This is a genomic window from Pseudomonas sp. MWU12-2029 (genome assembly GCF_023242425.1).
Taxonomy (GTDB): domain Bacteria; phylum Pseudomonadota; class Gammaproteobacteria; order Pseudomonadales; family Pseudomonadaceae; genus Aquipseudomonas; species Aquipseudomonas kribbensis.
The window spans coordinates 119,871-131,612 of the sequence record NZ_JALJDY010000003.1 but is presented as its reverse complement, the minus strand read 5'-3'; the positions used below and the strand labels follow the sequence as shown (position 1 = coordinate 131,612).

Below are 11,742 nucleotides of genomic sequence, written 5' to 3'. Positions count from 1 at the left end.
TCAGCCCCGCCGGCTTGCGCGTTGACTGCGATACGTATCGAGCACTACCGCGATGACGATCACTGCACCCGTGATGATGCGCTTGGTCGGCTCGGTTGCGCCGATCTGCGCCAGACCGGCCGCCAGTACAGAGATGATCAATACCCCGAAGAACGTACTGATGACCGAACCACGGCCGCCCATCAGGCTGGTGCCGCCGATCACAACAGCAGCAATCACTTGCAGCTCAAGGCCTGAACCGGCATTCGGGTCGGCCGCTTCCAGGCGGGAAATCTGGAACAGCGCCGCGATACCAGCCAGCAGTCCCATCAGACTGAACACCAGAATCTTGTAGGGCTTGGGATTGATGCCCGCCAGCCGTACAGCTTCCTCGTTGGTGCCGATGCCGATCAGGTAGCGACCAAACACGGTCCGGGTCAACACCGCTTGAGCAATGAAGATCACCAACAGGGCAATAATGAACGACGGCGAAATACCAAAGGCAATCGGGTTCGACAGCCACGCAAATGAATCACCGATGTAAGCGGTACGCGAGCCGGTCATCTGATAGGCCAGGCCCCTGGCCATTTCCAGCACACCAAGCGAAACGATGAACGACGGAATTCGCCAGGCAACCGTGATCGAGCCGGTCACCGTACCGGCCAGTGCCGCCACTGCCATGCCAAGCAGCGCAGCCGGCAGGACACTCCAGCCCCAGCCCAGGATCGCCACGCTGACGGTCGATGCAGCAAGCGCCAGCACCGAACCCACCGACAGGTCGATCCCGCCGATGATCAGCACGAAGGTCATGCCTACCGCCAACACCATCAGGTCGGGGATCTGGTTGGCCAGGGTGCTGAAAGTGTTGTACGACAGGAAGTGGCTGCTCATGACCGAGAACAGCGCAACCATCGCCAGCAAGGCACCGGCCAGGCCCAGATAGGTGCCCAGACCGTAGAAGTTGCCACTACGTTTACCGGCAGAAGATGCAGTTTTCATGGGAGATCCCTAGGCGCTGCTTCGTTGAGCAACGCATCACGTTTTTGGTAGCCGGCGAACGCGGCGGCAAGCAAGTCATCCTGGGTCCAGCTGTCACGCTCGAACGTGTCGATCAGACGCCCCGCCGACAGCACCCCGATGCGGTCGCAGATCAGCATCAACTCGCGCAGGTCGCTGGAGACCACCACCAGCGCCTTGCCCTGCCGGGTCAGCTCACCGAGCAGGTTATAAATGTCGAACTTGGCACCGACGTCGATACCACGAGTGGGCTCATCGAACAGCAACACCGAACAGTCGCGCTCCAGCCAGCGGCCGATCACCACCTTCTGCTGGTTGCCGCCGGACAATTCGGATACGAGTTGAGTCGGGCTCGAACTGCGGATGCGCATGGCATCGATCTGCCGTTTGGCCAGAGAGATTTCGTCACCATTGTTGACGAAACCACCGCTGGAAATTTCCGGCATATTGCCCAGGGCAATGTTGGCGCTGATCGACTGGCTCAGCAGCAGTCCCTCACCCTTTCGGTCTTCAGTGATCAGGGCGATGCCGTTACGCACAGCGTCGACCGGCGAGCGGATACTCACCACTTGCGCCGGTGAACCGAGGGCAACGCTGCCGCTGTCGGCGAGATCGGCGCCGAAGATCAGGCGCAGCAGTTCCGTGCGCCCTGCCCCGATCAATCCGGAAATGCCAAAAATCTCACCGGCACGCACTTCGAAGGACACGTCGCGAACCTTGTCGGAACGAGTGAGGCCTTTCACCGTCAACGCAGGAGCACCAATATTGCGCGGGCCCATGTCCATGTGTTCACCCAGCTCGCGGCCGACCATCAAGGTGACCAGTTGCTCGCTGTTGTAGTTGGCCATCGGCTCGACGCAAACAAGATTGCCGTCACGCAGCACGGCAATGCGCTGTGCGACTCGGGCCAGCTCTTCGAGGCGGTGGGAGATGTAAATGATCGCAACGCCGCGCGCCTGCAGCCGGGTGATCTGCTCGAAGAGCATTTCGACTTCGCGAGCGGTGAGCATCGCGGTCGGCTCGTCGAGAATCAGCACATGGCAATCGCCGATCAGGTTGCGCGCGATTTCAACCATTTGCTGGTGACCGATGCCCAGCTCGCCGACCAGCGTGTCGGGGTCGATGGCATCCAGGCCGACCTGGGCCATCGCTTCGATGGCAGCCTTGCGCAGCTGTTTGCGACTGATCCAGCCACCGTTGCTTGGCAGGTTGTCGAGAAACAGGTTTTCCGCCACCGAAAGGGTCGGCAACAGATTGAGTTCTTGCATGACCATACGCACGCCAAGCTCTTCGGCCTGGGTACGGCTGCCAGGGCGATATTCCTTGCCCTGGAACTGCATCTGCCCGGTGGTCGGGGTCACCAGTCCACCGATGATTTTCGACAGGGTACTTTTACCGGCACCGTTCTCGCCGGTCAGTGCCAGCACTTCACCGCGCATCAGCGTCAAGTCGATGCCGGTGAGCACCGGCTGCGCATAGGTCTTACCGATACCGCTGACCGAGAGGACAGCGTTCGGGGCGGAAACTGACATAAAAAACTCTCCATGCGCTCGCCCGGACGGACGAGCGCCGTTGTGTCGCCGAAGGACTACTTTTTGGTGACCAGCTCGACCGGGGTTTCGATGACGCCGTTGGCGCCACTGTCGACTTTCTCGCCCTTGATGATTTTCAGCGCGGTCTCGATACCGAATACCGCCTGTTTGGCAGCGAACTGGTCAGCCGTAGCGAGTACGCGACCATCCTGCAGCATCGGCTTGATGGCGTTGATGTTGTCGTAACCGACCACTTGCACCTGCCCGGCCTTGCCGGCCGCACGCACAGCGGAAACAGCGCCGACCGCCATGCTGTCGTTACCGGCCAGCAACGCCTTGACGTCCGGGTACTCGCTGAGAATCGACGCGGCAACCTTGTTGCCCTTGTCGATTTCCCAGTCGCCGGACTGCAGGGAAACGACCTTGATCTGCGCGGCTTCCATCGCATCCTTGAAGCCAGCGGTACGCTGCTGGGCGTTGGTCGTTGTGGAAACGCCCTCGATGATGCCGACTTCGTCACCGGCCTTCAGTTGCTTGGCCAGGTACTCGCCCACCAGACGTGCGCCCTTGCGGTTATCCGGGCCTACGAATGGTACGGAGATGTTCTTGCTTTTGATGACGGCGGGATCGAGCTGGTTGTCGATGTTGATCACGGTGATGCCGGCGTCGACGGCTTTCTTGATCACCGGCACCATGGCCTTGGAGTCAGAAGGCGCGATGACCAGTGCGTTGACCTTCGCCAGAATCATCTGCTCGACGATGCGGGTCTGGCCTGCCGTGTCGGTTTCGTCCTTGATCCCGTTGGAGATCAGGTCGAAATCGGCGGAGTGTTCTTTCTGGTACGCCTTGGCGCCATCTTCCATGGTGAGGAAGAATTCGTTGGCCAAAGACTTCATGACCAGTGCGACCTTGGGTTTTTCGGGGGACTCGGCGAAAGCCGAAGAGACAGGCAGTGCGGCGGACGCGGCAGCCAGCATGGCGACAGCGAGAAGACGTCCAGCGAATGGCAGCTTCATGGGTTCACTCCGATCTTATGATTATTGTGAGCAACGCTTGCGCTGGCGTAAGCTTCATCGGCATCTTCCTGACAACAGGGTCTCGGAAATGCCGCGCAAACGTTTGCGTAGACCGAACTATGCGAATCCTGCCCACGTTTGTCAACAATCAGAAATCGGTATTGATTGTAGGGCGAATCCGCAGATTCGCCCCTTGAGTGCTCAAGCCGTAGTGTTGACCACGTTACCGGCGGAAGAACCTTTCGACATTTCCTTGACCAGCGCAGCAGACACTTCCAGCAGCGCACCGCTGGTTTCGGCGATCTCGCCCTGAACGGCCATGACCGCCTGCGACTTCGCTTCCGGAGTCGGATAACTCGCAGCTTGTGCCGCAGCCAGTCGTTGCTGCTGCTCCTGCAATTGCTTCTGTAATTCCTGCATCCGCTTCAACAACATCTTGACGGTGACACTCAGGTTATCGCCACCCCCTTCAGTCTTGCTGTCTTCTTGCGCGGGACCGCCGGTCCTGACCTGATTGCTCTCTGGTTTTTCTACGCCCAGCGCTTCGGTAGAAGCGTCCGCTTGCGCATCACTCATCGCATTGATCGTAGCTGCGGTTTTGCCGCCGATGGTGACAGCACCGGGATTGGAAAAACCGATCGTCAGTGACATGTGAACTCCCTCAATTCCAGTTTCCTTCATCACCCATCGGCCTGCGGGAAGCTTTCTTTAGCAGAGAATGCAAATCCGGCAACCTCACTTGTCCTGCAAAAGATGTAGTCCTTTTCGGAGAGCCGAACACGAAAGCCTCCAATGTTCGGAATACCGGATAAACGATTCAGCCCAGGACTCGCCAATCAATAAAATATTGATATAAATCATCAGGTTAAACATTTCTCTAACGCAAAGTACGGCTGGTACAGATCCTGCTCCCTCCCTGCACCCCTGGCATTCAGATCGGCCCGGGGCGCATCTAGATGAACCTGCATCAGCACCGTCTCACTACTAGAGAGAAAAATAATGAAATCTGCTTTCAAGACATTGGTTCCGGGCGCTTTGGCCCTAATGCTGCTCCTGCCCTCCGCCCTTCAGGCAAAAGAAGTCGAAACCCAGACCAAACTGGCCAACGTGGTGGTGCTCGCTACAGGCGGCACCATTGCCGGCGCCGGCGCCAGTGCGGCCAACAGCGCTACCTATCAGGCCGCCAAGGTCGGAATCGAGCAATTGATCGCCGGCATTCCCGAGCTGAGCAAACTGGCGAACGTGCGTGGCGAGCAAGTCATGCAGATCGCGTCGGAAAGCATCACCAATGAAAACCTGCTGCAACTGGGTCGCCGCGTATCCGAGCTGGCCGACAGCAAAGACGTCGATGGCATCGTCATCACCCACGGCACCGACACCCTGGAAGAAACCGCCTACTTCCTGAACCTGGTGGAGAAAACCGACAAGCCGATCATCGTTGTCGGCTCGATGCGCCCAGGCACCGCCATGTCGGCGGACGGCATGCTCAACCTGTACAACGCCGTCGCCGTCGCCAGCAGCAAAGAGGCCCACGGTAAAGGCGTGCTGGTGACCATGAATGATGAAATCCAGTCCGGCCGCGATGTCAGCAAAATGATCAACATCAAGACCGAAGCATTCAAGAGCCCATGGGGCCCGCTGGGTATGGTGGTCGAAGGCAAGTCCTACTGGTTCCGTTTGCCAGCCAAGCGCCACACCATGGATTCGGAATTTGATATCAAGAACATCAAGAGCCTTCCTGACGTAGAAATCGCCTATTCCTACGGTAATGTCGGCGACACCGCCTACAAAGCCCTGGCCCAGTCCGGCGCCAAAGCCATCATTCACGCCGGCACCGGCAATGGCTCGGTGTCTTCCAGTGTCGTCCCGGCCCTTCAGGCCCTGCGCAAGGATGGCGTTCAGATCATTCGCTCTTCCCACGTCAATGCCGGCGGCTTCGTTCTGCGTAACGCCGAACAGCCTGACGACAAGTACGACTGGGTCGTGGCTCACGACCTGAACCCACAAAAGGCCCGCATCCTGGCGATGGTCGCCCTGACCAAAACCAACGACAGCAAAGAGCTGCAACGGATGTTCTGGGAGTACTGATTCACCCTCGCCCGGCCGGATCTCGGCCGGGCACCCGCCTCACCACTCGCCGCCCTGGCGGGTGGTGCAATTACCTACACCGTCCCTACTTCTTTCCTGCACAAAAAATTCGGATGAGCCACATCAAAACCGGAAAACCGCTGTCAGAGGATTTTCTTGATTTTTAAGCAGTTGCGAAAATGCCTACAGTTAAATACTGTATGCACGTACAGCTTAATAAGGATAACCTCGTGGCCACTTCCTCTGATGCTCCCGATGCCTACGAACGCATGGGCATGCGCGTTCAAAAGATCATCAACTCCCCCACCGCACAAAAAGCCAAAGCCGCTCTGATCTTCCGTCTTCCGGATGAACCGATCGATGAGTGGGAGCGCCTGCTGGAAGAGATCGACGAGAACGACAACGTCACCCTCGCCTACCGAGACGATGGTGGCGTGCAGATTTTCTGGGTTGTACCGAAGGAAGATTGACTCAATGATTGTCCGTTTTTTTGCTTTGTTTTTACTGTTCATTTCCCTGGGTGCCCAGGCTGGCGCACCCCGCACATTCACCGAGGCCAAGAAGGTCGCCTGGAAGCTGTACGCACCACAATCCACCGAGTTTTATTGCGGGTGCAAATACACGGGAAACAAGGTCGACCTGGCTGCTTGCGGTTATGTACCGCGTAAAAATGCCAAGCGCGCCGCCCGCATTGAATGGGAGCACATTGTCCCGGCCTGGGAGTTCGGCCATCAGCGCCAGTGCTGGCAGGAAGGCGGACGCAAGAATTGCACGCGCTATGACCCGAGCTACCAGAAAGCCGAAGCCGACCTGCACAACCTGGTACCGAGCATCGGCGAGGTCAACGGTGATCGCAGCAACTTCAGCTATGGCTGGCTACCGGTCGAAAAGGGTCAATATGGCTCCTGCCTGACCCAGGTCGACTTCAAGGCGAAGAAGGTCATGCCCCGCCCTTCGATTCGCGGCATGATCGCCCGCACCTATTTCTACATGAGCAAACAATACGGCCTGCGCCTGTCGAAGCAGGATCGCCAACTGTATGAAGCGTGGGACAAGACTTACCCGGTGCAAGACTGGGAGCGCCAGCGCAATCAAAGCGTGGCGTGCGTGATGGGGCGCGGCAATGAGTTCGTCGGGCCGGTGAACATGAAAGCCTGCGGCTGATCGACCGCGCAAAAGAAAAGGCCTCGCGCCTCAAGCTCGAGGCCTTTTTTGTGGTCAGCCGCCGGGCTTGTTGTATCGCCAGTAGCCCATCAGATTGAGCGCATCTCGCGGGATACCGCGCTCCTTGATCAGGTATCGGCGCAAATTCATGACCGCCGCAGACTCACCGGCAATCCAGCCATAGAAACCGTCAGTGGCGGTTTCGGCGATTTCCCAGAGGATCTCCTGATCGATATCGACGTCGGCCAGTTCTACTGCTTGATTGATCGTCGATGCGTCGACAGGTAGCGCAGCCTTTCGCACCGCCGCTACCATCAGCGTCCCGGCAACCGCCGCTCCCTCCTGCTCTCGAATCAACCACTGTACCGATAGACCGGGCCAGTCCGGAATCTCGAGCACGTCCTGTGCACTGTCGACCTCAAAGAACGCCTGGGTCCGGGGCGGCTCTACCAGTGCGGCCAGCTCCTCGATAATCCCCATCGCAGCGGGCAATGCCGTTGAGTCGGCGACCAACAAGAGTTGTTGAAGGGTTTGCGGCGGCTTCCATTCAAAACCACCCGCCTCCTCGGCCGAAAACCGGCTATCGGGTGCCAGAATCTGCATCGACTCGCCCGGCTGCGCTCGAAGAGCCCAGCGAGAAGCCGGCCCGGTTTCGCCATGCAGTACAAAGTCGATGTCGACTTCGCCCCGATCGGCACGCAAGTGGCGAATGGTGTAGGTGCGCATCGCCGGGCGTCGATTCGCCAGCATCGAGCGAAAACGGGCGTACCAACCCTCACCCTGAGAGAGCCGGGCTGGCGAACCGTCCGCGGCCGGGAAAAACAGTTTGACGCGCTGATCAGGCGCCCAGGTTGCCATCTCGGCAACAGCCTCGCTGGCGAGGGTAATCCGCATGAGGTGCGGACTCAGCTGATGCTTGTGACGTAAAACAACGTCGAACAACTTGTAGGGACTGGCGGAGGCCATGCGGAGCTCCTTCTGAGAATCTTCGGTGACTCCTGTAAAAACGAATCACACCGGACACCCTTTAGTCAGCTCCGCCGAAAGGAATCTTTACTGTGCTGCGGTACGCTCGATCACCAGCGTCTCGATGTTCTGCTTTTTCGCCTTGATCAGCGCCGCATTCACATCAGCCTGTTTCACTTCGGCTTCAGCTTTGGAATTGAATGGCCCCAGCAGGATCCGGGTCTTTCCATTGGCATCCTTGATGACATTGGCAATAAACGCATGCTCGATCAACCAGCCGCTCAGATCACTGACGGCTTGAGGTGTTTCGCCGCGCACCTCCAGATCCCACTGCGGCCCGGACACGACTGCCGGCGCTGCCACCGCTACCGATTTTGGCTTTTGAGCATCCACACTCTTGCCTTCACCACATCCCGCCAATGCCAGTGCTGCGACCAACCAGACCAATTTGCGCACAACGCTTCCCTCTGAATTCTCGAAAGGGGGATCTTAACATTCGCGAATACTTTCAGAGCCCAGCAAAATGGGCACAAAACTACGAGATTGATGATTGCCGCACCTGTATAGTTACGCGCTGGGAATTAATGCCACATCTGCGCGTCAGAAAGAGGCACCCAAACCGTGAGACTTCGCACTAATCTATACGTACCACCGACCTCTGCACTGTCTGAATCAGGTGCCCTACAAAGCAATCAAGGAGAAGACCATGCTGATACTCACCCGCAAAGTCGGTGAAAGCATAAACATTGGTGATGACATTACGATCACCATCCTCGGCGTAAGCGGCCAACAGGTTCGCATCGGCATCAACGCTCCAAAGAACGTTGCCGTACACCGCGAAGAGATTTACCAGCGCATTCAGGCTGGCCTGACCGCACCGGACAAGCCACAAACCCCCTGAGCCCTTTCGCAGTCAGTAGCCAGTCTGTTCACCTTCGCGTAATGACTGGCTAAAGATCCGAGCGCCGTATTGCCATCCCCCCACCTCATTGGTGACGGCGCAGGCTATTTCTCCTCCTGCTGCAATTCCCTCCCCCTTTCTCGCCACCGATACTAACCATCATTTCAATGGCTGGCTGTCGGACGTTTCCGAATCAAAGCCGGGAATTGCGCCTGCCTAGCCGAACGCCACCCCACGCGCCATCCCGGTGGCCGCTATCACCATCAGCACCAGCAACAACGCCTCAGCATGACTGATTCGTGCAAACACCTTTGCTCGCCCTGTCTCGAGAGGATTTCCCCGCGCCAGACCTATACGCCACTTGATCAATGTAATCATCGGCGCAAGCTCCAGAAGCAGAATCAGCACAAACAGCGTCATCTTCAAATGGAACAGCGGCTGATGCAGATAGTAATCGGTGCCCTTTTCGTAACCGCCAAAAGCTCGCATACCGCCCGTCACCAGCAGCACCAGCGCAGATATCCCCCATAGATTGTCAGCGAGCAAAACCCGCCTTACCTCACCCGCCCCGGCAGCCAGGCGGCTGAACGCCGTTCCGCGCGTCAGCACGGCCCAGAAACCCAGGGCAAATGCCAGCAAGTGAACCGCAGCCAGAAACCAATGAACCAGCATTGATGAACTCCCGTCAGACTGAGATGAAAATCGGCCAGACAGTAGTAGTCGAAAAAATATGGACTTGCCCGATGCCCACCTGAAAGGCAGCGCTGACTGAGAAAGTCGACGGGACGAATGCGTGAGGAGAGGTAAATCGCAGGCAAAAAAAATCCCAAGCAGCTGATGGAAGCTTGGGATTTAAAAATGCATAAACCGTGGTGGTGAACGCGGGGCGGATATTACTGATTTTCTCAGTGTGTAACAACGTATTTTTGATAACCGGTTGGTTCAATAAAATCGTAAGCCATTAAATATCCACATTATTTTTAAGGTCGACGACAGCAGAACCGTAAAGAACCCACTCCTGCCCGCCAACCAATCGCACCACCTGTCACTCAAGTCGCACGCCCACCCTGATTTCCCTCTCGAAGAATTAGATACCTGAGACGGAGGATTTTTCGATGAACAGAAAAGTCGCAGCACTGACCCTTGCTGGCCTTTTATCTACAAGCTTCGCCTTCGCCAGCTCCGCCGTCCCGCCCACAGCCATTCCTGGAGTGAACCAGGGCGGAACCGAATCCAGGGAAGACAAGGCCGACAAAAAAGGAGAAGAGGCATCCGGTTCGAACTCCGGAGCAGAGTCGCATGAAACCGACAAGGATTCGGCCGGCTCAAGCGGCCCGAAACAAACCGTCAAAGAGCCAAAGCAATAGCGAGTCGAGGTGGACGCTGAACTGACGTCCTGAAGTGAGGTTTTGCAAAAGTTTTGCAAATCGCAGAACGCAAAAAGGGGTTACCGTTTCCGGTAACCCCTCTAGACCGCCCAGCAGAGCGGATTTTGTTTGGTAGGCGCGATTGGACTCGAACCAACGACCCCCACCATGTCAAGGTGGTGCTCTAACCAACTGAGCTACGTGCCTGCTGTGAGGCGGCATTCTACGGAATTCCGGAGGGGTGTCAACACCTTTTTTTCACCTAACCCTATGAATATGCAAAATATTTAATTTCAGCCCTCCGCAAGAAGATTTCCCGGTGGCTGGCGGAGGTTTTTCAACTCGGGTAGGATCGTCGCACTCGTAAAATATATTAAACAGAGGCTGCAGGATGGCGAACACCCCTTACCCAGAGTCTTATTACGCTGCGTCGGCCAACGCCGTACCACCACGCCCTGCCCTGCAGGATGACGTGGAGACGGATGTCTGTGTGATCGGCGCTGGTTATACGGGTCTTTCCTCGGCCCTGTTCCTGCTGGAAAATGGCTTTCGCGTGACCGTGCTGGAAGCCGCCAAAGTCGGCTTCGGCGCTTCGGGACGCAATGGCGGGCAAATCGTCAACAGCTACAGCCGTGACATCGACGTGATCGAACGCAGCGTCGGCCCGAAGCAGGCTCAGTTGCTCGGGCAGATGGCGTTCGAGGGCGGCCGGATCATTCGTGAGCGAGTTGCCAAATATGATATCCAGTGCGATTTGAAGGACGGCGGCGTATTCGCGGCCCTGTCGGCCAAGCAGATGGGCCACCTGGAATCACAGAAGCGCCTCTGGGAACGCTTCGGCCACACTCAACTTGAACTGCTCGATCAGCGCCGCATCCGCGAAGTGGTCGCCTGCGATCAATATGTCGGCGGCATGCTCGACATGAGCGGCGGTCACATCCACCCGCTGAATCTGGCACTTGGCGAAGCCGCTGCCGTGGAATCTCTGGGCGGCACCATCTATGAACAGTCGCCGGCCGTGCGCATCGAGCGCGGCGCCAACCCGGTCGTGCATACACCAAAGGGCAAAGTCAGGGCCAAATTCATTATCGTTGCCGGCAACGCCTATCTCGGCAATCTGGTACCGGAACTGGCAGCCAAGTCGATGCCGTGCGGCACTCAGGTCATCACCACCGAACCTCTTGGTGATGAACTGGCAAAATCCCTGCTGCCACAGGACTACTGCGTCGAGGACTGTAACTACTTGCTCGACTACTACCGCCTCACTGGCGACAAACGCCTGATCTTCGGCGGCGGCGTGGTGTATGGCGCACGGGATCCGGCAAACATCGAAGCGATCATCCGCCCGAAAATGCTCAAGGCTTTCCCGCAACTCAAGGACGTGAAAATCGACTACGCCTGGACCGGCAATTTCCTGCTGACCCTGTCGCGCCTGCCTCAGGTCGGGCGTCTGGGCGACAACATCTATTATTCCCAGGGCTGCAGCGGCCACGGCGTGACCTACACACATCTGGCCGGCAAGGTCTTGGCTGAAGCGCTGCGAGGCCAGGCCGAGCGCTTCGATGCGTTTGCCGACCTGCCGCACTACCCGTTCCCCGGCGGGCAACTGCTGCGCACACCGTTTGCCGCACTGGGCGCGTGGTATTACGGACTGCGCGACAAGCTCGGTTTCTGATACGCAAAAAAAAGGGCCGCTGAAAAGCGGCCCTTTT

General features: G+C 57.6%; 13 protein-coding genes and 1 tRNA gene. 6 read left to right on the top strand and 8 right to left on the bottom strand.

The window, feature by feature from the left end; all coding sequences use genetic code 11:
- The 4 genes from M5B44_RS08365 to M5B44_RS08350 form a co-directional block, all read right to left on the bottom strand.
- Positions 1 to 978: an ABC transporter permease gene (locus M5B44_RS08365; RefSeq protein WP_025111208.1), complete on the bottom strand. Its 978-nt coding sequence runs from the start codon at positions 976 to 978 to the stop codon at positions 1 to 3.
- Positions 975 to 2,528: a sugar ABC transporter ATP-binding protein gene (locus M5B44_RS08360; RefSeq protein WP_085732496.1), complete on the bottom strand. Its 1,554-nt coding sequence runs from the start codon at positions 2,526 to 2,528 to the stop codon at positions 975 to 977. Before M5B44_RS08360 ends, M5B44_RS08365 begins: the two co-directional genes overlap by 4 nt.
- 56 nt (positions 2,529 to 2,584) lie before the next feature.
- The gene (locus M5B44_RS08355; protein WP_085712021.1) at positions 2,585 to 3,544 is read right to left on the bottom strand and encodes a sugar ABC transporter substrate-binding protein; all 960 of its coding nucleotides are present in this window, start codon (positions 3,542 to 3,544) and stop codon (positions 2,585 to 2,587) included.
- A 201-nt stretch (positions 3,545 to 3,745) separates the two neighbouring features.
- Positions 3,746 to 4,195, bottom strand: a complete 450-nt coding sequence (locus tag M5B44_RS08350; RefSeq protein WP_248738804.1) for a hypothetical protein — start codon at positions 4,193 to 4,195, stop codon at positions 3,746 to 3,748.
- 348 nt (positions 4,196 to 4,543) lie between these two features.
- Here M5B44_RS08350 and M5B44_RS08345 point away from each other — a divergent pair, with 348 nt between their 5' ends.
- From M5B44_RS08345 to M5B44_RS08335, 3 genes are all read left to right on the top strand, one after another.
- Entirely contained in the window at positions 4,544 to 5,632 is a 1,089-nt protein-coding gene (locus M5B44_RS08345) for an asparaginase (RefSeq protein ID WP_248738803.1), read from the top strand.
- Between the two features lie 179 nt (positions 5,633 to 5,811).
- Positions 5,812 to 6,102: a DUF1654 domain-containing protein gene (locus tag M5B44_RS08340; protein WP_119427440.1), complete on the top strand. Its 291-nt coding sequence runs from the start codon at positions 5,812 to 5,814 to the stop codon at positions 6,100 to 6,102.
- A 4-nt stretch (positions 6,103 to 6,106) separates the two neighbouring features.
- Positions 6,107 to 6,796 carry an endonuclease gene (locus M5B44_RS08335; protein ID WP_248738802.1) on the top strand — a complete coding sequence of 230 codons (690 nt, stop codon included), beginning with the start codon at positions 6,107 to 6,109 and terminating at the stop codon, positions 6,794 to 6,796.
- Positions 6,797 to 6,850: 54 nt separating this feature from the next.
- On the opposite strand, the gene M5B44_RS08330 is transcribed toward M5B44_RS08335, so the two are convergent.
- Positions 6,851 to 7,762, bottom strand: a complete 912-nt coding sequence (locus M5B44_RS08330; protein ID WP_248738801.1) for a siderophore-interacting protein — start codon at positions 7,760 to 7,762, stop codon at positions 6,851 to 6,853.
- An 87-nt stretch (positions 7,763 to 7,849) separates the two neighbouring features.
- Positions 7,850 to 8,218 (bottom strand): SPOR domain-containing protein, encoded by a 369-nt coding sequence (locus M5B44_RS08325; RefSeq protein WP_248738800.1) that lies wholly within the window; start codon positions 8,216 to 8,218, stop codon positions 7,850 to 7,852.
- A 250-nt stretch (positions 8,219 to 8,468) separates the two neighbouring features.
- Here M5B44_RS08325 and csrA point away from each other — a divergent pair, with 250 nt between their 5' ends.
- A complete protein-coding gene (gene csrA, locus M5B44_RS08320) occupies positions 8,469 to 8,663 on the top strand; it encodes a carbon storage regulator CsrA (RefSeq protein ID WP_003179932.1) in 195 nt (64 codons plus the stop codon).
- A 216-nt stretch (positions 8,664 to 8,879) separates the two neighbouring features.
- Here csrA and M5B44_RS08315 read toward each other — a convergent pair whose 3' ends face one another.
- Entirely contained in the window at positions 8,880 to 9,335 is a 456-nt protein-coding gene (locus tag M5B44_RS08315; RefSeq protein WP_248738799.1) for a DUF2214 family protein, read from the bottom strand.
- Positions 9,336 to 9,778: 443 nt separating this feature from the next.
- Between M5B44_RS08315 and M5B44_RS08310 the strand changes: the two genes are divergently transcribed.
- Positions 9,779 to 10,030 carry a hypothetical protein gene (locus M5B44_RS08310; RefSeq protein ID WP_248738798.1) on the top strand — a complete coding sequence of 84 codons (252 nt, stop codon included), beginning with the start codon at positions 9,779 to 9,781 and terminating at the stop codon, positions 10,028 to 10,030.
- A 130-nt stretch (positions 10,031 to 10,160) separates the two neighbouring features.
- On the opposite strand, the gene M5B44_RS08305 is transcribed toward M5B44_RS08310, so the two are convergent.
- A tRNA-Val gene (locus tag M5B44_RS08305) sits at positions 10,161 to 10,237 on the bottom strand.
- Between the two features lie 184 nt (positions 10,238 to 10,421).
- Here M5B44_RS08305 and M5B44_RS08300 point away from each other — a divergent pair.
- A complete protein-coding gene (locus tag M5B44_RS08300; RefSeq protein ID WP_248738797.1) occupies positions 10,422 to 11,705 on the top strand; it encodes an NAD(P)/FAD-dependent oxidoreductase in 1,284 nt (427 codons plus the stop codon).
- Positions 11,706 to 11,742 lie beyond the last annotated feature (37 nt).

Bases quoted from the DNA above. Each gene is read 5' to 3' on its own strand.
- M5B44_RS08310 (WP_248738798.1), top strand. From the start codon at position 9,779: ATGAACAGAAAAGTCGCAGCACTGACCCTTGCTGGCCTTTTATCTACA.
- M5B44_RS08345 (WP_248738803.1), top strand. From the start codon at position 4,544: ATGAAATCTGCTTTCAAGACATTGGTTCCGGGCGCTTTGGCCCTAATG.
- M5B44_RS08335 (WP_248738802.1), top strand. From the start codon at position 6,107: ATGATTGTCCGTTTTTTTGCTTTGTTTTTACTGTTCATTTCCCTGGGT.
- M5B44_RS08330 (WP_248738801.1), bottom strand. From the start codon at position 7,762: ATGGCCTCCGCCAGTCCCTACAAGTTGTTCGACGTTGTTTTACGTCAC.
- M5B44_RS08355 (WP_085712021.1), bottom strand. From the start codon at position 3,544: ATGAAGCTGCCATTCGCTGGACGTCTTCTCGCTGTCGCCATGCTGGCT.
- M5B44_RS08300 (WP_248738797.1), top strand. From the start codon at position 10,422: ATGGCGAACACCCCTTACCCAGAGTCTTATTACGCTGCGTCGGCCAAC.
- M5B44_RS08365 (WP_025111208.1), bottom strand. From the start codon at position 978: ATGAAAACTGCATCTTCTGCCGGTAAACGTAGTGGCAACTTCTACGGT.
- M5B44_RS08340 (WP_119427440.1), top strand. From the start codon at position 5,812: ATGCCTACAGTTAAATACTGTATGCACGTACAGCTTAATAAGGATAAC.
- M5B44_RS08350 (WP_248738804.1), bottom strand. From the start codon at position 4,195: ATGTCACTGACGATCGGTTTTTCCAATCCCGGTGCTGTCACCATCGGC.
- csrA (WP_003179932.1), top strand. From the start codon at position 8,469: ATGCTGATACTCACCCGCAAAGTCGGTGAAAGCATAAACATTGGTGAT.
- M5B44_RS08360 (WP_085732496.1), bottom strand. From the start codon at position 2,528: ATGTCAGTTTCCGCCCCGAACGCTGTCCTCTCGGTCAGCGGTATCGGT.
- M5B44_RS08315 (WP_248738799.1), bottom strand. From the start codon at position 9,335: ATGCTGGTTCATTGGTTTCTGGCTGCGGTTCACTTGCTGGCATTTGCC.